Origin of the sequence: Streptomyces xiaopingdaonensis (assembly GCF_000262345.1) — a bacterium.
GTDB classification, from domain to species: Bacteria; Actinomycetota; Actinomycetes; order Streptomycetales; family Streptomycetaceae; genus Streptomyces; species Streptomyces xiaopingdaonensis.
Window position 1 is genome coordinate 1 of sequence record NZ_AJTQ01000257.1, and the last position, 22,738, is coordinate 22,738.

Sequence of the window (22,738 nt, forward strand, 5' to 3'; positions counted from 1 at the left end):
CGTGAGCCGCCGGATCGCCTCCGAAGGTCGGCTCGCGCGGGTGCGGTTCTCTTCTTGACGCGGGCAGAGGGGCACCCGCGCTGTTCCGCCGGCGGTGAACCCCGTCCCGACCGTGCCCGACGCCCACTACCGTCCGATCTCATGACGACGGTTACCACGCGCACGATCGAGTACCCGGCCGACGCTCTGTCGATGACGGGGCACCTTGCACTCCCGGCAGGTATCGACCGCAGGCCCGCAGTGCTGCTCGGGCCGGAAGGCATGGGGCTCAGCGACGTCGAACGCCGTCGGGCCGACGCCCTTGCCGAACTCGGGTACGTGGCGCTGGCCTTCGACCTCCACGGCGGGCGCTATCTGGACGATCCCGAGGAGATGCTGGCCCGCTGTCTGCCGCTGCTCGACGACCCCGACCGGATGCGGGACATCGGCCGCGCGGCGCTCGACGTGCTGCGCGCCGAACCGCGGAGCGACCCCGACCGGATCGCCGCCGTCGGCTACGGCACCGGCGGCGCGATCGGGCTGGAACTCGGGCGCGACGGCGTCAACCTGCGCGCGATCGCGACCGTCAACGGACTGACCACGGGCCGGCCGGGCGAGGCGGCGCGCATCCGCTGCCCGGTGTGGGCCGGGGTCGGTTCGGAAGACCCGATCATGCCGCCCGCGCAACGGGACGCCTTCACCGCCGAGATGCAGGCCGCGGGCGTCGACTGGCGCCTAGTGGTCCACGGCGGCGCCTTGCACGCCTTCCACCACCCGCCGGTCGACCACCCCGCACCCACCGGCGTCGGATACCACCCACGGCATGCGCAGCGAGCCTGGCACGACGTCGTCGACCTGCTCGCCGAGTGCCTGCCCGTGACGGAGTGATCCGGTCATTCCACTGGCGCATGCGGTCCCGCCGCTTCGTCGGCGCAGGACGCTGACTACGCGTGCCCAAGATCCGGCTGTCCACGCCCTCTTCGGCCGGTCCGGCGAAGCAGGAGTGTCGCTGGATCGACCGAAGGATGCGTAACGGGTGCTCCTCGAGTCCCGACGCCAGGAAGGACCGACGCGCAGCGGGCAGTCGGTGCGAGGCGGACCCGCACGTGCGTCATTTCGCGGTGACCGCGTGCTCTAGGCGCTCGCGCAGGCTACTGACGTCGTTGCTGGTGGTGTGCGGCTCAGTTTCCTCGTACAGCTCACTGAGCCGGTCGGCGACGCGGGTGCTGTGCAGGCCCTCGGCGATGGTGAGCGCGGTGGTGGCCTCCTGGCAGGCCCCGGCGAGTTCGCCAACGGCCAGGTGGGTGCGGGCGAGGCCGATGTGGTCGAACGCCTTGGACCGTACGCGCTCGGAGGGGCGCAGCCGCAGCGCGTTGGCCAGCATGGCCAGGGACTGCTCGGCGCGCTCGGTGCGCTGCCGGCCGGTGACCTGTTTGGCGGCGATCTGGTGGGCGATGCCGAGGGTGGCCGACATCTCCGCCTCGTCGAAGAACGCCGTGTGCAGCGGCTCTTCGCCCGGCACGATGCGGGTGAAGGCGTCTTCGGCTTCCCCGGCCGCGCGCTGGCTCTCCTCCAGCTCCCCGCACATGGCGCTGAAGCGGGCCTGGAGGGAGGCGAGGACGGCGCGCGTGCCGGGGCCGACGCTGCGGCGCGCCCCGTACTGGGCCAGGGCGACCAGTTCGAGCGCGTCCTCGACGTGCCCCAGGTGGGACATCTGCCGGGCCATGCACTGAAGGATGTGCGCGCCGAGCTGCCGGTCCCCGCCTTCGCTGGCCGCATGTACCGCGGCGACGAACAGGCGCTGTGCGCTGGTGTGGCGGCCCACATCGAAAGACATCCATCCGGCGACGCTGCCCAGGTCGGCGACGGCGCGGAAGAGACGCCGCCCGGTGGCCTCGGTGTAGGTGGAGGTTTCCAGCAGCTCGTTGGTCTCGGCCATCTGCGCCACGACCGCGCGGCGGGAGAGCAGGCCACCGTGCCGGTTGTCGCTGTCCCGGAAGGCGGCGGTGAGCTGTTCGACGGCCTCCACCTGCGCGCTGCCCAGCTTCCGGCCGCGGGGCTTGTCCGGCAGGGAGGCGGGTTTCGCCGAGGGCCAGCGGCGTAGCGGTTCCAGCAGGGCTTCGGCGGTCTGAATCTGGGTGGTGTCGTCGCTGGTGCGGGTGTGCGGCAGCATCAGATCACTCCGGGTGAGGCGAGCGATGGCGGCGATGCTGGCGGCGTGCTGCCACGGCAGGTCAGCGCCGTGGCCGGGAGGTTGCTGCGGGCCGGGCAGGCCCATGTCCGCGGGGGTGAGCGGCAGGGCGAGCCGGGCGCCGAGCACGTCCGCGATCAACTGCGGCACGGGCGGCCGGGGCCGCTCCCCGCCTCGCCAGCGCCGCACCCGGCTCTCGTCGGGGTTGATCTGCCGGTGCCCTGCGGCCCGCCCCCGCGTGGCCACCTCCTGCGCGAGGACGCCGTCGGACAGCTCCGCGCGCTCCATGAAGTGTTCCAGGAGCACATTGCGCTGCTTGGGCTGCCGCGCCTGTCCCATCCCGGCCCTTCCCTCGCACCCGCGCCATGCCACCGAACTTTCGAGCCTATGGCGCATGCAGCAGAGCGGGAATGGCGCCGGAGAATTCGCCGGGGTTTCGCCGGGGCCCGCGCCGGGACCGCGCCGCCGGTTTCGCCGCCCTCCGCCGACGCACACCGGCTGACGCCGCCGCGCGCGCCTCTGCTGCCGTGGGTATGCCGCCGCGAGGTGAACGGCGCCCGGTCCTGCTGCGCCCGCAGGATGACCCGCTACTGCGCGAGTTCCTCACCCCGTGCTGCGATCGTCGCCGCCTTCGAAAGAGGGAGTCCTCACGGCGACACGGGCGGTCTCTTCAACCGACACTGAAACAACACGACTTACGAGGAACACCGCGTCCGCGCGAACAACCACCAATGAGTTAGGCATCCGCTCGGACCCGGGACGGAGCACCGGACCCGAGCGGGGTCTCAACCGCGGGGTGAGCGGCGGTAGGTGCGGACGCGTTCGAGGGGGCGGAGAAGGTGGAGGCGGCCGTCGTCCAAGTGGAGCACCCGGCCGTGTCCCGAACTGCCAGGAGCGTAGAGATCGACGACGGTGACCCAACGTCCACCGTGCAGGACGCGGTCGCCGCGTTGCAGGTCGAACGGGCCGAGTCCGCCGGAGAGTTCGTACCAGCCGGTGCGGATCATGGTGGATTCCTAGAGGTAGATCTTGGCGTGGCAGTCGGCACAGCGCTTGCCGTCGGGGGTCAGGGTGCGGTGCCGGCAGGGTCGCTCCCGCGGCTGCGGCTGCGGCTGCGGCTGCGGCTGCGGGTGTCGTTTCTTGAGCACGTCATGCTCCCCAGCGAGTGAGCCAGGCGGCGCACAGCACGAAGCCGATGCCCGCGGTGATCGAAAAGAGGAGGAGTGGGCCCGCCCACGCTCCGATGCGGCGCCGGGCGGCGTGCGCGGGCCGGGTCATAGCCACCGTCCCGGGATGGCGCGGTACGGGCGGGTGACGTGCTCGCGGTAGGTCAAGTGCGCGGCGTGCGCGCGGAGATGGGCGGGTACCCAGTCGTGGGCCACGTCGGCGTCGGTGCTCGGCGGGCCGGTCTCTGAGCAGACGGCGCACTCCATCGCGTACGAGTGCGGCTCGGCATCGGGCTCCTCATCGCGAACGATCGCGTATCGGCGCAGACGGAAGACAGTGTGGGACATGCAGGATCACCCCGGGAAGGCAGGTAGCGGGACAGGGAGTGCGCGGAGCAGGAACGTCGCTGGTCCGCGGAGGCGCGGGGCCGGACGTGTCAGGGCTGCTCGCCTATGCCCTCGGAGCAAGCCACCTCGGCGGCTCGTGTCGTGCGAGCTGCGGGCACGCGGAGAGGGCGCCATGCTGCGGCCAGTTCAGCGGGGAGCAGCCAGTACAGGCTGCCGGTGTGTCGTGTTCCGTCCGGCATCCAAGGGGTGGCGGCGGGTGCGATACCGGCTGCGGCGTCTGCAATGCGGACTCGGCGAGCGCGATCCTGTGGGGTTCTGCGCATGAGCGGCACGGGTACCTCCAGCATGTGAAGGTTACTGAGAGTCACACTTTAAGTACGCCGGGGCATGGGCGGTATGGCACTCCCGTTGGCTCCGCAACGGAAGTGCCATATGCCGCAACTAAGCAGGCATGCCGACCGCGTCAGCGAGGGTGCGCATGTCCGCTGTGAGGGTCCGGCGGCGCCCGATGACGTGTCCCAGGATGTCCCGCGCGTAGCGCTGGTGCGGAAACCATGCGGGCTGTTCGCTGCGGGCACGGTGCAGTACCTCGATGGCGTCGCCGTAGTGGCGCATGCGGGCGTGGGCGTTCGCCACGTCCAGGAGGTGCCGTCCTCGGTTGCTACCGGTGATCGTGCCGTGCGGCATGTGAGCCGCGAGCGTGAGGACTTGATCGGGGCGGTCGACGACGGACGCGTGCTCGATGCGGTGTTGGGCAACCGTCGTCGGACCGAACGTGCGCAGTCTGTCCGCCCCCGCGATCTCTTCGTGACCGACCGCGACGGCGGCCGACCGCGCGAGGCGCAGCGCGTCGGCGGCCTCGCCCGGCCGGTTGTCCCGCACGGCGGCTCCCGCCGTGCGCAGCAACATCCAGCCCCACCCGGCGAGTTCGGCGGGCGTGGCGCGCGACATGCGCGGCTCGGTGTCGTCGGCCCATCGTGTGGCGAGGGCGCGTGCCTCGGCGAGGCGTCCCGTGCGCAGCAGGAGCCAGCAGTGCGTGTTGACCGTCGCCGTCGCGTCGAGACGGTCTGCGGAGACGTCGAGCGCGCGGTCGATCGCAAGGGCGGCGGCTTCGTACTGGCGGGTCTGGGTGAGAAGCCAGGCGGCAAGTCGGAGCACACGCCCCTGTAGGTCGCGAGTGCGGGAGTCGGTGCCGGTGAGGGCATCGGCGTCGCGAAGGAGCGGCGGGAGGAGCGCGGCCAGTCCGAGGAGGTCCAGCGCTTCGAACAGAGGCTCCGCATCGGAGAGTCCGGCGGCTACGCCGGCCGTCGTCGGCTCCTCGTCGAGCCGGTCCGCCGGGGGCGCGAGCAGTGCGGCGCGGACGAGGGCCCAGCGGTCGGCGGTGGCGGAATCCGCCGGGTCGGCGTCGCGGCGCAGGAGACGGCCGGTGGGTACGCGGAGGGCGTGGGCGAAGCGCCGCGCGGTCTCCATGCGGGTGTCGGTGTACTCGCCCTGCTCAAGCTTCCTCACCAGAGACAGGGAGACGCCCGAAGACGTGGCGAGTTCACGTTGTGTCATGCCTCGGCGCTTGCGGATTTCGCGCATGCGCTCGCCGATGTGCGTGTCGGTGTGCTCGGGCATGCCGGTGCTCCGTTCCTCGACACTCAGAACGGTACGCCGTGGTGTCGGCTGGCGCGTAGTGCGCGCTCTTGTCGTACAGGGCCGACAGCCGCTCGACGCGGCCCCTCAACATCTCGCGGACAGCGTCTGGTTGCTCGTCCTCTCCGGAGCGTTGACGATCTCCTCCGTGCCGTCGCTACAGGCCCGAGAGTCGTTCCCTCCACGCTTCTGACCAGGATGGCAGGGCACGTTCCGACATCCGTCGGCCGCCGAGCGTCGTCAAGTGCCATACCGGTCAGGCAGTCAATGGCCCCCAACGCCGTGCCATGCACCGTTCCGGGGCATGCTCTCAGCACCAGCGCTGGAGCAGCAGCGAATCAATTCCCTACCCGGATACCCGTTACCGCGTCGCAGCCGCCCGCCGCGAACGCCTAATTCAACACCTACGTCGAGTCCTACGAGCGGGTATGGGCCGCGGCCCGATCCGCCACCACAGCACCGGAGGCGTAGTGAGCAAAAGCACCCGCAGGATCGACCACTGGCAAGATCCCGACGCCCCGCGTCCCACGAGCCGCAAGACCTCAGCGAGTGTCTTCGTGCGCGACGAGGCCGGGCGGCTGCTTCTGCTCAAACGTGTGGACAACGACCTGTGGACCATCCCGACCGGAGGCGTGAAGAAGGGGGAGACGGTCGGAGAGGCCGGGGCTCGGGAGTGCAAGGAAGAGACCGGGCTGGAGGTCGAGATCACCGGCCTCGTGGGCGTGTTCTCCAGTCCGGACCACGTGATCGTCTACCTGCACGGTGACCGCGTCGACGAAGTCCGGCAGCCGATCAACATCTGCCTGCGCGCCCGGGTGACCGGCGGGAACATCGAACCGCAACCCGACGAGGCCGCAGAAGTGCGCTGGGTGGAACCGTCTCGACTCGGCGAACACCCCATGCATCCCGCGCTGATGGAACGCGTCCGTCACGGGCTGACCTCCCAGGAGCCGTTTGTCGGCTAGCGACACCCTCGCCTCGCGCCACCCTGCCCACCGGGCAGGGCCGCCGACCGACGCACCCCGTCAACGCCCCCCGGACAACGTCCAGTTGCTCACCCCCACCAACGAAAGCACCCCCCACACCACCGACACCCCGACCGCCTTCCCCCGCGCCCCCCGCGCCCCCCGCGGCAGGGTGCACCCGAGGAGTGCCGCGTCGCCGAAGTCGGCGGCGAGGCGCACGAAGGCGGCGGTGCGGAGGGCGGGGCCCTCGGGGGCGCAGAGGAGTGCTGCGCCGCTCGCTGCGTCCCGTAGGCCGACGGGGCGCAGTGCGGTGCGGGTGTGCGCCTGCGTCCGGCCTGCGGCGTCGACGAGCCGTGAGGGGCGGGCGAGCAGCTCCGGCCACAGGGTGACGGCGGTGCCGTAGGCGGCTGTTGCCGCGCCGACCGTGCGGAGCAGGCGTACGTGCATGCGGGCCTCCGTGTCTCGTCAGGCGGGGAACTCCAGCAGCAGCACCGGGTCGCTCGTCGGCTGCGGGGAGCCTCCGTCCGGCTCGACGGTGATGCCCATGCCCGAAGCGCCGTCGACGCGGCCGTCGAGCAGGGCGGCGCCGGTGCCCGGTTCTGCGAATCCGGCCGGGCGCATCGTGCCGCCGTCGGCGAACCAGAGTTGGTAGACCTTGCCGTCCGGTGCCTCGGCCATCCCGGAGGCGAGGAGGGCTGCCCGGTCGCGGTCCTGCGACACCACAGCGGTGGCGGAGCCGCCGCCCGGGAGCGCGCCTCCGCTGATCGTCCGCGCGTCGGGCGAGGCGAGCAACTCCGCCAGTTGCGTGGTCTGCCGGCGGGCCTGCTGCGTCTGCTCGCGGGCCTCGTCCGCCTGCTGGTGCTGCCAGACGGCCGTACCGCCGAGCGCCGCGGCGACGGCGAGGCATGCGGCGAGCGCGTACGTGCGCCATTTCGCGGCGCGGCCGGGCCGCCGCTCGTCGGCCCGCTGGCTGTTCCCCGACGGCGGGGACTCCTGGCGGACCTCTCCGATCCGGCGCAGTACACGGTCGCGCAGCGCGGGCGGAGGGGTCTCGGCGACGGCGAGCCCGAGGCGCGCGGCGGCCGCGCGGAGCTCGGCGACCTCGGCGGCGCAGGCCGTGCACTCGGTGAGGTGTGCCTCGAAGCGGTGCTGCTCGTCCTGGGGGAGCGCATCGACGGCGAACGCGCCCGTCAACGTGTGGAGTTCGGCGGTGTTCACGCGCTCACCCCCAGGCAGTCGCGGAGCCGGATGAGGCCGTCGCGCAGTCGGGTCTTGACGGTGCCGAGCGGCTGCGTCAGGAGCTCGGCCACTTCACGGTAGGTGAGTCCGCGGTAGTACGCGAGCGTCACCGACTGGCGCTGGAGTTCGGTGAGCGAGCCGAGGCAGCGCCGCACCTGCTCACGTTCGAGCCGCGCCTCGACCTGCTCGACCACCTCGTCGTACGCGGGCGTCCGGTCGAGCTGCGCGGCGCGCGCGTCCCGGTCGCTCGCGGCCTGCGCGGAGCGCACCCGGTCGACGGCGCGGCGGTGCGCGAGCGTCATCACCCAGCTCGTCGCGCCGCCCCGCGCCGGGTCGAAGTGCGCGGCGAGGCGCCAGACTTCGACGAGCACCTCCTGCGCGACCTCCTCCGACTGGGCGGGGTCGCGCAGCACCGAGCGGACAAGACCGAGGACGGGCCCCGCGACCGTGTCGTACACGGAGGCGAAAGCGCTCTGGTCGCCCTGGGCCACCCGCGCGAGGAGCTCCTCCAGCGAGGGCGCGCCCGTCGCGCCCCCCTCGATGCGGACGGGCTCCCTCACGCGGCGGCCCTCCTTCGGCGCGGGTCGCCCCGCTCGGGGGCTTCCGGGTCTCCGGTGTCGTTCATCAGTCCTCCTGTGGCGGCATCCCATACTCCTTCGTCGCCGCGCGGTCAGCGGATTGGTGGGGATGCGCCGTACGTGTGCGCGCGGTCGCGGTCCGTCGGGCCGGGGCGGAGGATGGCCTCCGTCGGATCGCGAGCAGGAGGCAGCGATGGTGTGGAGCGAGGAGCAGGTGCGCGAGTTCGCCGAGCGCAGCGAGGTCGAGGTGGTCGCGCCGGGGGACGACGGCACGGAGCGGGCGCCGGTGACCGTGTGGGCCGTGGTCGCCGGCGGCGTCCCGTACCTCCGGTCGTTCCGCGGCGCCCAGGGCCGCTGGTACCGGCGGATGCGGCGCAACCCCGACGGCGCGGTGCGGGTGGGCGGCGCGCGGCTGCCCGTGCACTGCGAGCCGGTCGCGGACGAGGAGGTGCGGCGTGCTGTCGACGACGCCTACCGGAGCAAGTACGGCGGCTCCCCGTACGTCGACAACATGCTCTCCGCCGACTCGGCGCGGACGACCCTCCGCCTCGAACCCCGCTGACCCCCGGGCCCGTCGGGCGGGGTGCCCGCCGCGGCACCGGATCGCGGTGCCGCGGCGGGCCGGGGGTCAGTCGTGCGGGGCTCCTGCACCCGCCCTTCTGGCCGGCTCCTCTGCTTCGTCCTCCTCCTCGGCGGCGTACCGTGCGGCCGCGGTGTTGTGCTGCTCCTCCCAGGTGGAGAGGGCGAGGCCGCACGCGTGGTCGACGTGGCGGAGTCCGCCGAGGTCCAGCGCGACGCGGCGGTCGGCGGGCAGCGACTCCAGGGAGTCCTGGAGCTTCGGCAGGCGCAGGAAGGTCGCGTTGCCGGAAACCCGTACGTGCAGGGGCCGTTGCGGGCCCTGGTCGTCGACGTCGACGTGGACGTGGGAGGTCTCCCAGGCGGTCTTGACGACGGCGAGGAGCAAGCCGATCAGGACGCCCTGGAACATGTCGATGAGCACGATCGAGACGGCCGTCACCGCCAGCACCACGGCCTCGGCCCGGTGCTCCCGCCAGAGCGGGCCGAACTGCTTCACCGGGATCAGCTTGCACCCGGCGTGGACGAGCACCCCGGCGAGGGCGGCGAGCGGGATGACGCCGAGCGCGGCCGGCAGGGCCGCGGCGAAGACGAGCAGCCACACGCCGTGGAGAACGCGGGACGCCTTGGTCCTGGCGCCGGCCGCGACGTTGGCCGAGCTGCGGACGATCACCGCCGTCATCGGCAGCGCGCCGAGCACACCGCAGACGGTGTTCCCCGCGCCCTGGGCCATCAGCTCCTTGTCGTACTCGGTCTTCGGCCCGTCGTGGAGCCGGTCGACCGCCGCCGCGCTGAAGAGGGACTCGGCCGAGGCGATCAGCGTGAAGGCGAGCACCGTCCCGATCATGCCGACGCCCGCGAGCTGCCCGAACTCACCGAATCCCGGCGGCTGTACGGCTTCGAAGAGGCCCTGCACCTCGACCCGCTCGATCGGCAGCCCGGCGAGGGCGGTGACGAGCGTCGCCAGCGCCACGGCTGCGAGCGGCGCGGGCACCGCACGGGCTCCCGCCTTCCACTTCGGCCAGAGCACCAGCACCGCGACGGTCGAGGCGCCGACGGCGAGCGCGGTGAGCGCCTTCGGCGAACCGGCGACGTCGGCGACGAGCCCGGGCAGCCCGGCGAGCTTCGCCACCCCCTCACCGGGCGCCGGCCGGTCCGCGAGCGCGTAGACCTGCCCCGCCACCAGCACGAGGCCGATGCCCGCGAGCATGCCCTGCACGACGGAGACGGAGATGGCACGGAACCAGCGCCCGAACCCGAGGGCGCCGAGGGCGAGTTGGACGAGCCCGGCGGCGAGGACGAGCACGCCGAGCGCGGGGAGTCCGTACGTCTGCACGGCCTCGTAGACGAGCACGGTCAGTCCGGCGGCGGGGCCGCTGACCTGGAGGGAGCTGCCCGGGAGGAGTCCGGTGACGAGCCCGCCGACGATGCCGGTGACGAGCCCGAGTTCGGCGGGGACGCCGGAGGCGACCGCCACGCCGACGCAGAGCGGCAGCGCGACGAGGAAGACCACGAGGGAGGCGGTGAAGTCGGCGCGGAGGGTGCCGGCCGTGCGCGGGGAACGCACGGACCGCCGTGCGCGGTCGGGGAGGAGTTTCTTCGCTGGATTGGGCATGGGGTTCCTCTGCGATGGTGGATGGTGCCGTACGCGGTACGGCACGGGAGGGCTCAGAGCGGGAGGAACGCCCCGTGCTCGGGCCGGTGTCCGAGGACGAGGCCGGTGTCGACGGCGTAGAACCAGCCGTGCAGCCGCAGCTCGCCCGCGTCGATCCGGCTGCGGATGCACGGGTAGGACGCGAGGCGGTCGAGCTGGGTGCGGATGTGGCGCTGGACGGCGCCGCTCACCTCGGGCTCGTCCTTCTCGGCCGCCCCGGGCGCGAGTTCGGCCGACGGGGCGAGCTGGCTGCGCAGCCAGCCGTCGACGGCCGGGACGGCGGCGAGGTCCTCGCCGCGGACGCGGGCGCCCACGGCGCCGCAGTGCGAGTGCCCGCAGACGACGATGTCGGGGACGCGGAGCACGCTCACGGCGTACTCGATCGTCGCCGCCTCGCCGCTGACCTCGGACGAGGTCCCGTACGGAGGAACGGCGTTGCCCGCCGTCCGCAGTTCGAAGAGCTGGCCGGGCTCGGCACCGGTGATGAGGGAGGGGACGACGCGCGAGTCCGAGCAGGTGATGAAGAGCGCCTCGGGCGCCTGGCCGCCGGCGAGTCGGCCGAAGCGCTCGCGTTCGTCGTCGTGTGCGGAGATGCGGGTGTGGAGATCGCGGGCGTGGTGGATGAAGGACTGCATGGTTGCCTCCAGTCGCGCCACAGCGCGGTCCGGCGCGCCGGTGCCTGCGCAGGGGCGGTCAGATCGCTGGCTCTTGGGGTTCGTGGGGCACGTCGGGCACGCAGCGTCCGGACCCGGGTCCGCTCGCGCGGTGGGGTCGCGGACGGGCGCCGGTGGGTGCCGGGTGCGGGCGGTTCGGAGGCGGCTGCGTGCGCCTGCCACGGGCGGCTTCAGCGCGCAGCGCCTCCGGCGTGCCGCATGCTCAGCAGCGGAACACCTGGTGGCGGATGGGGAGTTCGTCCGATCTCTCGGTGACGGGCACCACCGCGCGGCCGGTCTCGGCGACGGCGGGTCGGCCGCGCAGCTCGGCGCGGACCGCGCACGCGCACACCTGGAGCGACTGGAACGCCGCCGCCTGCACCCCCGCGGAGGGACGCGCCCTGCGCTCCCCGGGCGGGGCCTTGGCGCTCTCGGCGAGTGTGCTCTCCACGCGCTCGGAGGTGATCTCCCCGCGTTCGGGGGCCTGTTGCCCGGCCTGGGCGACGTCGGCCGCCGTGAGCACGGAGAGGACGAGGACGACAGCGGCGACCAGCGCCCTGATCGGGGTGCTGGTGCGCCGCAAGGGACCGCCTCCTCGTCTTCTCGTGGGGTTGGCGTTGCGTCGTCGGCTGGGGCGAACGGCCGCCGCCGCTCGCGGAGTTGCGGCACGGGGCCGCGCGGCCGGTGAGGCGGGGCGGGCCGGCGGAATCCGGCGCAGGGCACAAGTGCCCGCGGGCGGAGCCGCCTTGGACAGCGGTCTCCATTCTGACCGTTCGCCCACCGCCATGTGCAAATTCCTCTGTGAACTCTGGGTGAACGCGGGCGCATGGGATCACGAAGGCGGCGCTCCGCTCTCGCATGCGCATGACGTGCGCCCCTGCGCCCCCGCGGCGGTCCGCGAGGCTTCCGCACGCGGTGGACGAGCCGGCACGCAACCCTTTGCTCGGGCGACCCCGGGCGCCGCCCGCGAACTCCGCTACCCGAGCGGCGGATTCACTCCGGCGGCTTCTCCCGGACCGACACGTGCCCCTCGCTCTCGGAGGTGAACGGCGCCCGCGACCAGTCCGCCCACCGGTGCCGCAGCCGCATCCCCGCAAGCCGCGCCATGAGGTCGGGGTCCGTCGGCCGGACGTACCGGGACGGGATCGCCCTGTGCCGTCCCCGCCCGCCGTGACGCGGTGCGAGGTCATCGCCCGCGTCGCCGTGGCGTGGGCGTCGTAGGACCAGCCCTCCTCCGAGACGTGGAAGGGCACGGCACGCTGCCCGGCGGCAGCCGCCGCAGCGCAGGGACGCCGACCTCGACGAGGAAGCACCCGACGGTCGCGAGAGGCGCCGCCGCGTTCCGGAAGCAGGCGACCTGCGCATCCCGCGCCGTGAGGTTGATGGCGGAGTTTCGGGCTAGGTAGGCGAGGCCCAACCGCCCCGCCGCCCGCACCCCGGTCGCGACGCCGACGTCCGCGCCGACCGGCTCGGCGCGCAGCCGCTCGACCATCGCTCCCGTGCACCGGTACCCCGCATGCGGCGAGGGGCAGCGCGAAACGCCCCGTCCCGACGCGGAACTCCACGGCCCGTCCCCCGCCCGCGAGCACCGCGAGCGCGGGTTCGACCGCGGCGCGCGCCGACACCACCGCCGTCTCCTCGTCGTACCTCGCCGCCGCGTCCGCGGGGAATCCGATGGGAAGGAGCCGTCGCCGTCCGTCGCGTGAACGTACCGCCCTCCGGGCGCGCGGCGTTTCCGGCGGGCTCGACTCCACGCAGGTGGCAGCGGGGCGTGCACCGCGGGTGGCGGAGCGCCGCGGGGAAGGGGCACTGCGTGGGTGACGCCAGGGAAGCGGTGCGGCGCGGGTGGCGCCAGGTCTCCGCGAAGAGTCGGAACCAGGTCGTCGTGCAGACGGCGCGGGCGACCGCGGCGGCGACGTGCGCCTACGCCGTCGCGGCCGAGTTGAGCCCGGAGCCGGCGCCGATCACGGCACCGCTCACCGCGCTGCTCGTGGTGCAGGTGACGCTCTTCGCCACGCTGAAGCTCGGGTTCCGGCGCGTCAACGCGGTCGTCATCGGGGTGCTGATCGCGATCGGCTTCAGCGCCCTCGTCGGGCTCCACTGGTGGAGTCTGGGCCTGGTGGTCCTCGCGGCGCTCGTCGCGGGGCGGCTGCTGCGCGTCAACGAGTTCGTCAACGAGGTGGCGATCAGCGCGATGCTCATCCTCGGCGTCGCGGGATCGACGAGCGGCGCCTGGGTGCGGGTGCTCGACACCCTGATCGGTGCGGCGGTCGGCATCCTCTTCAACCTCTTCCTCGCACCGCCGGTCTGGGTGAAGAGCGCCAGCGACTCGATGGAGGAGCTCGCCCGGCGCATGCGGCGGCTGATGATGGAGACGGCGGAGGCGCTCGGCACCCCGACACCCGTGGCACGCACGTCGGCCCGGTTGGACGAGGCGCGCCGGATCGACCAGGAGATCGGCCAGGTCGACTCCTCGCTGCGGCAGGCCGAGGACAGCCTCCGGTTCAACCCGCGCGTGCGGGAGGCCCAGCTCTCCCGCGCGGTGCTGCGCACCGGGCTCGACACGCTGGAGATCTGCGCGGTGATCGTCCGGGTCCTCGCGCGCTCGCTCACCGATCTGGCGCAGGAGCGCGAGGAGGAGGAGCCGCTGATCCCCGAGGGCATCGCGCCGGACCTGGAGGGGATGCTGTCGCACGTAGGCGGCGCGATGGTGAGCTTCTCCGTGCTGGTCACCGCGCAGACGAGCGCCAACGCGGAGGAGGCGGAGGACCGGCTTTCCTCCGAGCTCGACGCCGCCCGCGACACCCGCGAGAAGGTGGCCCAGCTTCTGCTGGCGAAGGTGCGGGAGGACCCGGAGCAGTGGCAGCACTTCGGCGTGCTGCTCGCGCAGATCGACCGCGTCCTCGACGAGCTCCAGCCGGAGAACCGCAGCCAGCGCCTCCTCGACGAGCTCGACCGCAGCTCGCGCGAGCAACGCAGCAGGAGCGAACGCCTCGCAGCCCTGCGCGAGCGGCTCGGCCGCCTGCGCCCGCGGCGCGGCCCCCGCGCGGCGTGAGCGAGTGTGCCGCATGGCCCCGCACGGTGCGGGGCCGTTGCGCGAAGGGAGCGGGAGCGCGCGGAGGCGCGGGTGCGCGTCTCGGCGAGGGGCCGCCCCAGGCGCGTTTTGCACGCAGTTGCATAATCGTCGGATGCGGCCGCAGGGAGCGGGCCGCGCCGGACGAGGAGGCCCCGAATGACCGCGTACCCGCACCTGCTGAGCCCGCTCGACCTCGGACACCTCACCCTGCCCAACCGCGTCGTCATGGGCTCGATGCACGTCGGCCTGGAAGAGGCGCCCGACGGCTTCGCGCGGATGGCCGCCTTCTACGCGGAGCGGGCGCGCGGCGGCGTCGGACTCATCGTGACGGGGGGCATCGCGCCGAACGAGGCCGGACGCACTTACGACGGCGGCGCGATGCTCACGACGCCCGAGGCGGCGGCCGAGCACCGCACCGTCACCGAGGCCGTCCACGCGGCCGGGGGCCGCATCGCGCTCCAGATCCTCCACACCGGGCGCTACGCCTTCCACGAGGACCTCGTGGCACCGAGCCCCCTCAAGGCGCCGATCAGCCCCTTCACCCCGCGCGAGCTCAGCGGCGACGAAGTCGAGCGCACCGTCGAGGAGTTCGTGCGCTGCGCCGAGCTGGCGCAGCTCGCCGGGTACGACGGCGTCGAGATCATGGGTTCCGAGGGATACCTGATCAACGAGTTCGTCGCCGCGCCGACCAACCGGCGCACCGACCGCTGGGGCGGCTCCTACGAGAACCGGATGCGCTTCCCCTTGGAGATCGTGCGGCGCGTACGGGAGCGCGTCGGCGAGGAGTTCCTACTCGTCTACCGGCTCTCCATGCTCGACCTGGTGCCGGGCGGCTCGACGATCGAGGAGGTCGTCGAACTGGCGCGGGCCGTCGAGGAGGCGGGCGCGACGCTCATCAGCACCGGCATCGGGTGGCACGAGGCGCGCGTGCCGACGATCGTCACCTCGGTGCCGCGCGGTGCCTACACCTGGGTGACCGAGCGCGTCATGGGCGCCGTCTCCGTGCCGCTGGTGACGAGCAACCGCATCAACTCCCCTGAGACGGCGGAGGAGTTGCTCGCCTCGGGCAAGGCCGACCTCGTCTCGATGGCCCGGCCGATGCTCGCCGACCCGGAGTTCGTCGCCAAGGCCGAGGCCGGACGCCCCGAGGCGATCAACACCTGCATCGGCTGCAACCAGGCGTGCCTCGACCACACCTTCGAGCTGCGCACGAGCACCTGCCTCGTCAACCCGCGCGCCTGCCACGAGACCGAGCTGGTCCTCGCACCCACCAGGCTGCGCAAGCGGATAGGCGTCGTCGGCGCCGGGCCCGCGGGGCTCGCCTGCGCCGTCTCCGCGGCCGAGCGCGGGCACCGGGTCACGCTCTACGAGGCGGGCGAGGCGATCGGCGGCCAGCTCGACATCGCCCGACGCGTCCCCGGTAAGGAGGAGTTCGCCGAGACTCTCCGCTACTACCGCCACCGGCTCGACGAGTTGGGCGTGCAGGTGCGCCTCGGCACCCGCGCCACCGCCGAACTGCTCGCGGTCGAGGGGCACGACGAGATCGTCCTCGCCACCGGTGTGGCTCCCCGGCGTCCGGAGATCCCCGGCCTCGACCACCCGAGCGTCGTCGGCTACCTCGACGTCCTCAGGGACGCGGCGCCCGTCGGCGAGCGGGTGGCGATCCTCGGCGCGGGCGGCATCGGCTTCGACGTCGCCGAGTACCTCACGGACCCCGGCGACGGCGCCGCCCTCGACCCCGCGGCCTTCTTCGCGCGCTGGGGCGTCGACCCCCGCCACCGCACGCGCGGCGGCGTCGTCGCGCCCGTACGCCCCGTGCCGCCGCGGCGAGTCCACCTGATCCAGCGCAAGGCGAGCAAGGTCGGCGCCGGGCTCGGGAAGACGACGGGCTGGGTACACCGCAACGAGCTGCGCCACCGCGGCGTCACCATGGTCGCGGGCGCTGCCTACCACCGGATCGACGACGAGGGGCTGCACCTGAGCGTCGACGGCGGGAAGCAGGTGCTCCCCGTCGACACGGTCGTGCTCTGCACGGGCCAGGAGCCACGGCGCGCGCTCTACGAGGAACTGCTCGCCGACGGAGGCGAGCCGCACCTCATCGGCGGCGCCGACGTCGCCGCCGAACTCGACGCCAAGCGCGCCGTTGACCAGGGGACACGGCTTGCGGCCGCCCTCTAGGATCGCCGCATGTCGCTGCCGCACGCCATCCTCACCGCACTCCTGGAGAAGCCGTCCTCGGGGCTGGAGTTGACGCGGCGGTTCGACAAGTCGATCGGCTTCTTCTGGTCCGCCACCCACCAGCAGATCTACCGCGAACTGGCCCGCCTGGAGGACGCGGAACTGATCAGGGCCGTCCCGCAGCCGCCCAGCCGCGGGCAGCGCAAGGAGTACGAGGTCCTCCCGGACGGCCGCGCGGAGCTGCGCCGCTGGGTGGCCGCGGGCCAGGACCCCAGGCCCGTACGCGACCCGCTGATGGTGCGCGTACGGGCCGCCTCCGTGGTGGGGACCGAGGGGCTCGCCGCCGAACTCCACCGTCATCTCGGCCTGCACAGAGCGCAGTTGGAGGAGTACCGGGCGATCGAGGAGCGCGACTTTCCGGTGGAGGGCGCTGCCGACGAGGACCGCCTGCTCCACGGCGTGCTGCGCGCGGGGATCGCGCAGGAGTCGTTCTGGGTGGGCTGGCTGGCGCAGATGCTCGACGAGCTGCCCCCCGAGGAGGGCGAGTAGGAGCTCCGCCGGCGTCAGACGACGAGGCCCCTGCGGTACGCGTAGACGACGGCCTGGACGCGGTCGCGCAGCTCCAGCTTGGTGAGGATGCGGGAGACGAACGTCTTCACCGTCTCCTGGCTGATCAGGAGGGACCCGGCGATCTCCCCGTTGGAGAGGCCGTCCGCGATGAGGCGGAGGACCTCCAACTCGCGCGGCGTGAGCGGGATGTCCCGCGATCCCTGCTCCGACGGCCGGATGCGCGCGGCGTACCTGCCGACGAGCTGGCGCGTCACCTCGGGGTCGATCAGCGCCGCGCCCGTGGCCACCGTCCGTATGCCGTGGAGGAGTTGGGCCGGCGGCGCGTCCTTGAGGAGGAAGCCGCTCGCCCCCGCGCGCAGCGCCTCGTAGACGTACTCGTCGAGGTTGAACGTCGTCACCACGAGCACCTTGACGGGGTGCTGCACGCCGGCGCCCGCGAGCAGCCGGGTCGCCTGGATGCCGTCGAGCTCCGGCATCCGCACGTCCATCACGACGACGTCGGGGCCGAGTTGCCCGGCGAGATCGACCGCCGCCCGTCCGTCCCCGCACTCCCCCGCCACCTCCAGGTCGGGCTGGGCGTCGATGATCGTCACCAGGCCGGTGCGGACGAGCACCTGGTCGTCGCAGACGAGCACCCGGGTCGGCGGGGTCACGACGGGCCGCGCGCGGGTATCCGCGCCCGTACGACGAAGCGGTCGTCCTCCCCGTGTTCCGCGCTGAAGTCGCCGCCCAGGACGTCGACCCGCTCGCGGAGCCCGGCGAGGCCGCGCCCGCTCCCTCCGGGCGAGGCGGCGGGCGGTCCCGCGCCCTCCGTGCCGACCTCCACCGAGACCTCCCTTCCGCCGTGCCGCACCTGCACCCAAGTGCGGCTGCCCCGGGCGTACTTGAGCGCGTTGGTGAGCGCCTCCTGCACGACCCGGTAGGCGACGACGTCGGCGCCGCCCGTCGACTCGGCGGGCGCCCCCTCCTCCGTGAACTCCACCGGCTGCCCGGCCTTGCGCGTCTGCTCCACGAGCGTACTCAGCCCGCCGGCCGCCGGTGTCCTCGCCTCCGCTTCGTGGCCGGGGTCGAGCAGGTCGAGCAGGTGCCGCAGGTCGGTGACGGCCCGTCGGCCGGTGTCGGTGACGGCGGTGAGGGCCTGATCGAGGCGGTCGGGCGCGGCGGTGAGGTACCGGGCCGCCTCGGCCTGCACGACCATCGCCGTCACGTGGTGGGTCACGACGTCGTGCAACTCCCGGGCGAGACGGGTGCGTTCGGCCGCGCGGGTCTCCTCGGCGACGCGGAGACGGCGTTCGGCCTCCGTCGCGCGGTAGGAGCGCAGCCACGCGCCCGCGGCCCAGACGAGGACGAGCAGCAGGTAGAACGTCACGAACTCGTGCGGCGGTTCGCCAGAGCCGAGCTCCCACAGCGCGAAGACGAGCGGCACGTACGCCGCCGACAGGGCGAGCACGACGGCGCGGCGGTGCCGCTCCAGGTACGCCCCCGCGCCCAGCAGCGCGAACGGCAGCGCGGTGGCCGCGACCGTGTGGTAGCCGCGGAGTTGGTCGCACGCGAAGCCCAACGACACCAGCGCGAGGCACACGGCCGGCCACCGTCGGAAGAAGACGAGCGGGGCGCATTGCAGGACGACGACCACGAGCGTGAACGCGTCGAAGTCGCGCGTCGGTACGCCTCCCAGCACCGTTCCGTGGCTCTCGAAGCCGGGCAGGAACGACATGGCGAAGAGCGCGAGGCCGAGCAGGAGGCACACGGCCGGGAAGCCGAAGCGGCGACAGATCTGCCGGACGCGCCGAGTATCGATCACCGGGGGAGCGTAATGGAGGTGTCGGCGTCCGCGGCACGGCGGCGTCGCGGCACCAGGTGGCCGCGACGGCGGGCGAGCCAGAGGAACGCCAGGGTGACCAGGACGCCGAAGAGCACCGAGTACACGCTGCCCTCGGGGCCGAAGTCGCCCCCCGTGAGCAGCACGGGGCCCGAGGTCGACGAGTCCAGCAGCCCCTGCGGGGTGTCGTTCCCCGAGACCTCGGTGCTGAACAGGGCGCCCGCGGCGAAGTTCCAGCCGAAGTGGACGCCGATCGGCACCCACAGGTTGCGGGTGGCCACGTACGCGGCGGCGAGCATGCCGCCGGCCTCCACGGCGATGCACAGGGCGCCCCACAGACCGGCGTTGGGGTTGAGCAGATGCGAGAGGCCGAAGAGGACGGCGGTGAGCAGCAGCGCGATCCACGTGCCCGCACGCTCCTCGACGATCCGGAACAGGACGCCGCGGAACAGCACCTCCTCCGTCGCGGCGGCGGCCGCCATGAAGCCGACCAGCCCCACGGCGCCCGTCACCGAGCCGATCCCGGCGACCTCGTAGTACCCGGCGGCCGCAAGGTTGGTCATGACGGCCCCGAACATCACGACGCCGATCAGCGTCCCCCGGCCGAGCGCGGGCCAGGCCCCCGCCCGGTCCACCTCCGTGACGGCGCGGCGCTCGGTCTTCCGCACCACCCACCCGTAGACGAGCACCGAGACCACGGCCGTCAGGAGACCCAGGGCGAGCGTGAGCCACCAGTTCCCCTCCACCGCCGCGACGCCCTGCCCACCGACGAAGGCGACCGCCACCACGGCCGCCAACTGCCACACCAGTCTCACTCGTCCTCCTCCACCCGCTCCGCGGCAGGGGCGCCGCGTGCCACGGACGCTACGGATCGGCCGCCCGGGAATCGTCACCGTCCGGTGGACACTTGCGCGTAGCTCGCGCGGGGGACGGTGCCGGGCGTCCTCCAACAGCCCGACATCCATGGACACTTCGCACGTTGCCGTACCCGTGGCCTCCCGAAGGGGAATAGTGGGGGAAGTCGAAAAGCGGCGAAGGGGAGCGTATGGAGACGTCGGCGAGAGAGCGGCACGCGGTGGTGATCGGCGGAAGCATCGCGGGGCTGCTCGCGGCCCGCGTGCTCGCGGACCACGCGGAACGGGTGACGCTCGTGGAGCGGGACCGCCCGCCCGCGACGGGCGAACCGCGCGCCGGTGTCCCGCAGGACCGGCACCTCCATGTGCTCCTGGAGGGCGGCCGGTCGGCTCTCGAAACCCTCCTGCCCGGCGTGACACGCGAGTTGGAGGAGCAGGGCTCGCCCCGAGTGGGCATCCCGCGCGACGTGCTGCAATGGCAGGGAGGCGGCTGGCTCCGGCGGAGCGCCAACACCTCCTCCTACTTCACCGGGCACCGCCCGCGCCTCGAACGGCTCGTGCGTGCAAGGGTGTCGGCCGACCCTCGCATCGAACTCCTGGAGAGCACCGAGGTGGTGGGGCTGGAGGGCGACGCCTCGCGGGTCCGCGGCGTCCTGCTGCGTCGGCGCGGCTCCTCCGCGCGGCGGGAGACGAGGGCGCTCGCCGCCGACCTCGTCGTCGACGCGTCGGGGCGCGGCTCGAAGGCCGCCGCGTGGATGGCCGCGCTCGGCGCCGAGCCGCCGCACGAGGAGGTGATCGACACCGGTCTCGCCTACGCGACGCGGATCTACCGCCACCGCTCGGCGGACGACGTCGCCGACTGCCTCGGCTACTACTTCGTCCCCGACGGCACCCGGCCGCACGGCGGTGTGATCATGCCGATCGAGGACGGGCGCCACCTGGTGACCTTCTCCGGGCTGCGGGACGACCAACCGCCCGTCGACGAGGACGGGTTCGAGGAGTACGCGCACCGGCTGCCCCACTCGGTGCTCGCCGAGTGGCTCGCCGGGGCGGAACCTCTCTCGCCGGTCTACGGCTTCCGCAGCACCGCCAACGTCCGCCGCAGGTACGACCTTCCGGGACGGCGTCCGGCCGGGTTCCTCGCCGTCGGGGACGCGCTGTGCACCTTCAACCCGATCTACGGGCAGGGGATGTCCGTCGCCGCGTTCTGCGCCACCGCCCTGCGCGACGCGCTCGCGCACCCGCGGCGCACACCGTCCACGCGGCGCGTGCAGCGGGCGCTTCTCGCCGCCTCCGCGCAGGCGTGGACGATCTGCGCCGGCGCCGACAAGGCGATGCCGGGCGCGACGGGCAACGCGCTCGGCTCCACGGCGGCCGACCGCCTCGCCGGCTGGTACCTGCGGCGCGTCCAGGACCGCTCGAAGGCCGACTCCGTAGTCGGCGCCGCTTTCCGCGGCGTGCTCGCCCTCGACAAGCCCCTCACCGCGCTCTTCGCCCCCGCCGTCCTGCGGGCCGCGCTCTTCGACCGGGTGCGCGAGGGCCCCGCGGCGCCGCCGCTCGCGCCGGAGGACGTGGCGCGGGTCGCCCCGTAGCGGGGCAAGCGGGGCAGCGGGGTACCGTCGCCGACGGCAGGCAGCCGTCCCGGCCCGCCTGCGACGAGAGGTGAAGGAGGGTCCCGTGCCCGCACGGCGGAGCGTCCAGGAGCCGCGCCCGGCGAGCGCGGGGTCACCCGGCGGTGCGCCGGGGACGGCCTCGCTGCCCTGGGTCTGGGAGCGCCCCTGCGTGCTGCTCAAGCACGGCGAGGTCTTCCTCAGGGGCCGCAACCGCGCCCTCTTCGAGGAGCGGCTGCTCGCCAACCTCCGCACCGCGCTCGACCGGCTCGACGGGCGGACGTGGATCAGGAAGGGCCGCAGCGTCACCTTCGTCGGCGGAGAGGTGCCGGGTGACGTACTCCTCGCCGCGGTGCGGCGGGTCGTCGGCTTCGGCGTGGTGCAGCCCGCGCTGCGGATCGCCGGGGGGCAGGAGGAGATCGAGGCGGCCGCCGCCGAGGTGCTCGGCGTCCTGCGGGCCGAGCGCGGCCGGTTCAGCTTCGCGGTCCGCGCCAAGCGCAGGGACCGCGCCTTCCCGCTCACCTCGACGCAGCTCGCCGCCGCCGTCGGCGCGCGCGTGCAGGGGGAGTTGGGCCTCCCCGTCGACCTCTCCTCGCCCGACGTCGAGCTGCGCGTGGAGGTCGAGCGCGGGGAGAGCTACCTGAGCTGGCGCCGGCTCCGCGGGCTCGAGGGGCTGCCGGTCGGCACGAGCGGCCGGGCGCTCGCGCTCCTCTCCGGCGGGTACGACTCGCCCGTCGCCGCGCACCGCGCCATGCGCCGCGGCCTCCGCTGCGACTTCGTCCACTTCACGGGCGCCCCCTACACCGACCCCTCCTCCGCGTACAAGGCGTACGCGCTCGCCCGCGAGCTCAACGCCTACCAGCCGGCCGCCCGCCTCCACGTCGTCCCGATGGGCCGCGCGCAGAAGCAGCTTGCCATCGCCGGCGCCGGGCGCGTCCAGGTCGTCGCACAGCGCAGGCTGATGGTGCGCGCCGCCTCCGTCCTCGCGCGCGACCTCGGCGCCGACGCGCTGGTCACGGGAGACAGCCTCGGCCAGGTGGCGAGCCAGACGGTCGCCAACCTCGCCGCCGTCGACGAGGCCGCCACGCTCCCCGTGCTCCGCCCGCTGCTGGGCTGGGAGAAGCAGGAGATCATCAACGAGGCGACCGCGATCGGCACCGCACAGATCTCCGTCCTCCCCGACGAGGACTGCTGCGGCCTGCTCGCCCCACCCCGGGTGACCACCAAGGCCCACGCCGGCGAGCTCCAACGGGTGGAACGGCGACTGGAGTTGGACGAGGTGGTCGAGGAGCTGCTCGCGGGGGCGCAGTGCCTCAGTCCGGGGGCGCCTGGTGCGCCGGGGGCGGTCGGTGCGCCGGCGGTCGAGGGGGCGCGCCCGGGGCAGAGCTCGGCGGTCACTTCCACGCCCACGACCGCTACGTCGTGATCAAGAGCAGCCCTCATCCAACCGGGTCCGACTGTCCACCATCACCTCGCGGGGGACACGTCTCCGCCGCCCCGCCCCGGCGTCTCCACGGCACCGCACAGCTCCGCGAGATGCTGATCGCGTTCCGGACGCAGCCGCCGCACATCCGCTCCGTACGCTCCAGCACCGCAGCGAGCCGCCCGCCCAGCCGGGCGAAGCCCGCGTCCGGACACCGT

Annotated in this window: 22 protein-coding genes and 1 pseudogene; 8 read left to right on the plus strand and 15 right to left on the minus strand. The window is 73.4% G+C overall.

The window, feature by feature from the left end; genetic code table 11:
- Nucleotides 1-141 precede the first annotated feature (141 nt).
- Nucleotides 142-867 (plus strand): dienelactone hydrolase family protein, encoded by a 726-nt coding sequence (locus UWG_RS0120290; RefSeq protein ID WP_016909037.1) that lies wholly within the window; start codon nucleotides 142-144, stop codon nucleotides 865-867.
- Nucleotides 868-1,090: 223 nt separating this feature from the next.
- Here UWG_RS0120290 and UWG_RS30585 read toward each other — a convergent pair whose 3' ends face one another.
- The 5 genes from UWG_RS30585 to UWG_RS0120315 all read right to left on the minus strand — a co-directional run bounded on the left by UWG_RS30585 (nucleotide 1,091) and on the right by UWG_RS0120315 (nucleotide 5,304).
- Nucleotides 1,091-2,509 carry an NsdA family TPR-like regulatory protein gene (locus UWG_RS30585; protein WP_016909038.1) on the minus strand — a complete coding sequence of 473 codons (1,419 nt, stop codon included), beginning with the start codon at nucleotides 2,507-2,509 and terminating at the stop codon, nucleotides 1,091-1,093.
- Nucleotides 2,510-2,955: 446 nt separating this feature from the next.
- Complete coding sequence (locus tag UWG_RS0120300) at nucleotides 2,956-3,177, minus strand: hypothetical protein (protein WP_016909039.1); 222 nt, start codon at nucleotides 3,175-3,177, stop codon at nucleotides 2,956-2,958.
- A gap of 9 nt (nucleotides 3,178-3,186) precedes the next feature.
- A complete protein-coding gene (locus tag UWG_RS34010; protein ID WP_016909040.1) occupies nucleotides 3,187-3,318 on the minus strand; it encodes a hypothetical protein in 132 nt (43 codons plus the stop codon).
- A gap of 126 nt (nucleotides 3,319-3,444) precedes the next feature.
- A complete protein-coding gene (locus UWG_RS0120310; protein WP_016909041.1) occupies nucleotides 3,445-3,684 on the minus strand; it encodes a DUF7848 domain-containing protein in 240 nt (79 codons plus the stop codon).
- Nucleotides 3,685-4,125: 441 nt separating this feature from the next.
- Nucleotides 4,126-5,304 carry a helix-turn-helix domain-containing protein gene (locus UWG_RS0120315; RefSeq protein ID WP_016909042.1) on the minus strand — a complete coding sequence of 393 codons (1,179 nt, stop codon included), beginning with the start codon at nucleotides 5,302-5,304 and terminating at the stop codon, nucleotides 4,126-4,128.
- Between the two features lie 446 nt (nucleotides 5,305-5,750).
- On the opposite strand from UWG_RS0120315, the gene UWG_RS0120320 reads away from it, so the two are divergent.
- Nucleotides 5,751-6,287 carry an NUDIX domain-containing protein gene (locus UWG_RS0120320; RefSeq protein ID WP_016909043.1) on the plus strand — a complete coding sequence of 179 codons (537 nt, stop codon included), beginning with the start codon at nucleotides 5,751-5,753 and terminating at the stop codon, nucleotides 6,285-6,287.
- A gap of 60 nt (nucleotides 6,288-6,347) precedes the next feature.
- Here UWG_RS0120320 and UWG_RS0120325 read toward each other — a convergent pair whose 3' ends face one another.
- From UWG_RS0120325 to UWG_RS0120335, 3 genes are read right to left on the minus strand one after another with little or no spacing between them, the layout of a single operon-like run.
- Nucleotides 6,348-6,734, minus strand: coding sequence for a hypothetical protein (locus UWG_RS0120325; RefSeq protein WP_016909044.1), 387 nt, complete (start codon nucleotides 6,732-6,734; stop codon nucleotides 6,348-6,350).
- Between the two features lie 18 nt (nucleotides 6,735-6,752).
- Nucleotides 6,753-7,505, minus strand: a complete 753-nt coding sequence (locus UWG_RS0120330) for an anti-sigma factor (protein WP_016909045.1) — start codon at nucleotides 7,503-7,505, stop codon at nucleotides 6,753-6,755.
- Nucleotides 7,502-8,086, minus strand: coding sequence for a sigma-70 family RNA polymerase sigma factor (locus UWG_RS0120335; RefSeq protein ID WP_016909046.1), 585 nt, complete (start codon nucleotides 8,084-8,086; stop codon nucleotides 7,502-7,504). Before UWG_RS0120335 ends, UWG_RS0120330 begins: the two co-directional genes overlap by 4 nt.
- Before the next feature lie 211 nt (nucleotides 8,087-8,297).
- Here UWG_RS0120335 and UWG_RS0120340 point away from each other — a divergent pair, with 211 nt between their 5' ends.
- A complete protein-coding gene (locus UWG_RS0120340; RefSeq protein WP_016909047.1) occupies nucleotides 8,298-8,666 on the plus strand; it encodes a DUF2255 family protein in 369 nt (122 codons plus the stop codon).
- Nucleotides 8,667-8,732: 66 nt separating this feature from the next.
- Here the strand turns inward: UWG_RS0120340 and UWG_RS0120345 are convergent, their stop codons facing one another.
- The 4 genes and pseudogenes from UWG_RS0120345 to UWG_RS33785 form a co-directional block, all read right to left on the minus strand.
- Complete coding sequence (locus UWG_RS0120345) at nucleotides 8,733-10,295, minus strand: SulP family inorganic anion transporter (RefSeq protein ID WP_016909048.1); 1,563 nt, start codon at nucleotides 10,293-10,295, stop codon at nucleotides 8,733-8,735.
- Between the two features lie 53 nt (nucleotides 10,296-10,348).
- On the minus strand, nucleotides 10,349-10,969 hold the full coding sequence (locus UWG_RS0120350) for a carbonic anhydrase (RefSeq protein ID WP_016909049.1): 621 nt from the start codon (nucleotides 10,967-10,969) through the stop codon (nucleotides 10,349-10,351).
- Nucleotides 10,970-11,210: 241 nt separating this feature from the next.
- Complete coding sequence (locus tag UWG_RS0120355) at nucleotides 11,211-11,570, minus strand: hypothetical protein (protein WP_016909050.1); 360 nt, start codon at nucleotides 11,568-11,570, stop codon at nucleotides 11,211-11,213.
- A gap of 410 nt (nucleotides 11,571-11,980) precedes the next feature.
- A pseudogene (locus tag UWG_RS33785) lies at nucleotides 11,981-12,663 on the minus strand (SAM-dependent methyltransferase).
- 158 nt (nucleotides 12,664-12,821) lie between these two features.
- On the opposite strand from UWG_RS33785, the gene UWG_RS0120365 reads away from it, so the two are divergent.
- The 3 genes from UWG_RS0120365 to UWG_RS0120375 all read left to right on the plus strand — a co-directional run bounded on the left by UWG_RS0120365 (nucleotide 12,822) and on the right by UWG_RS0120375 (nucleotide 16,790).
- Nucleotides 12,822-14,042, plus strand: a complete 1,221-nt coding sequence (locus UWG_RS0120365; protein WP_016909052.1) for an FUSC family protein — start codon at nucleotides 12,822-12,824, stop codon at nucleotides 14,040-14,042.
- A 177-nt stretch (nucleotides 14,043-14,219) separates the two neighbouring features.
- Nucleotides 14,220-16,241, plus strand: a complete 2,022-nt coding sequence (locus UWG_RS0120370) for an oxidoreductase (RefSeq protein ID WP_016909053.1) — start codon at nucleotides 14,220-14,222, stop codon at nucleotides 16,239-16,241.
- A gap of 9 nt (nucleotides 16,242-16,250) precedes the next feature.
- Nucleotides 16,251-16,790: a PadR family transcriptional regulator gene (locus UWG_RS0120375; RefSeq protein ID WP_016909054.1), complete on the plus strand. Its 540-nt coding sequence runs from the start codon at nucleotides 16,251-16,253 to the stop codon at nucleotides 16,788-16,790.
- Between the two features lie 14 nt (nucleotides 16,791-16,804).
- Here UWG_RS0120375 and UWG_RS0120380 read toward each other — a convergent pair whose 3' ends face one another.
- The 3 genes from UWG_RS0120380 to UWG_RS0120390 are packed head-to-tail and all read right to left on the minus strand — an operon-like array spanning nucleotide 16,805 to nucleotide 19,448.
- Nucleotides 16,805-17,464: a response regulator gene (locus UWG_RS0120380; RefSeq protein ID WP_016909055.1), complete on the minus strand. Its 660-nt coding sequence runs from the start codon at nucleotides 17,462-17,464 to the stop codon at nucleotides 16,805-16,807.
- Entirely contained in the window at nucleotides 17,461-18,615 is a 1,155-nt protein-coding gene (locus UWG_RS0120385; RefSeq protein WP_016909056.1) for a sensor histidine kinase, read from the minus strand. Before UWG_RS0120385 ends, UWG_RS0120380 begins: the two co-directional genes overlap by 4 nt.
- Complete coding sequence (locus UWG_RS0120390) at nucleotides 18,612-19,448, minus strand: CPBP family intramembrane glutamic endopeptidase (protein WP_029391619.1); 837 nt, start codon at nucleotides 19,446-19,448, stop codon at nucleotides 18,612-18,614. The genes UWG_RS0120385 and UWG_RS0120390 overlap by 4 nt, the downstream gene beginning before the upstream one ends.
- Nucleotides 19,449-19,678: 230 nt before the next feature.
- Here UWG_RS0120390 and UWG_RS0120395 point away from each other — a divergent pair, with 230 nt between their 5' ends.
- Together UWG_RS0120395 and thiI are read left to right on the plus strand one after the other, a co-directional pair.
- Nucleotides 19,679-21,079, plus strand: a complete 1,401-nt coding sequence (locus UWG_RS0120395; RefSeq protein WP_016909058.1) for an FAD-dependent oxidoreductase — start codon at nucleotides 19,679-19,681, stop codon at nucleotides 21,077-21,079.
- An 85-nt stretch (nucleotides 21,080-21,164) separates the two neighbouring features.
- Complete coding sequence (gene thiI, locus UWG_RS0120400; RefSeq protein WP_016909059.1) at nucleotides 21,165-22,523, plus strand: tRNA uracil 4-sulfurtransferase ThiI; 1,359 nt, start codon at nucleotides 21,165-21,167, stop codon at nucleotides 22,521-22,523.
- The last annotated feature ends 215 nt before the right edge of the window (nucleotides 22,524-22,738 follow it).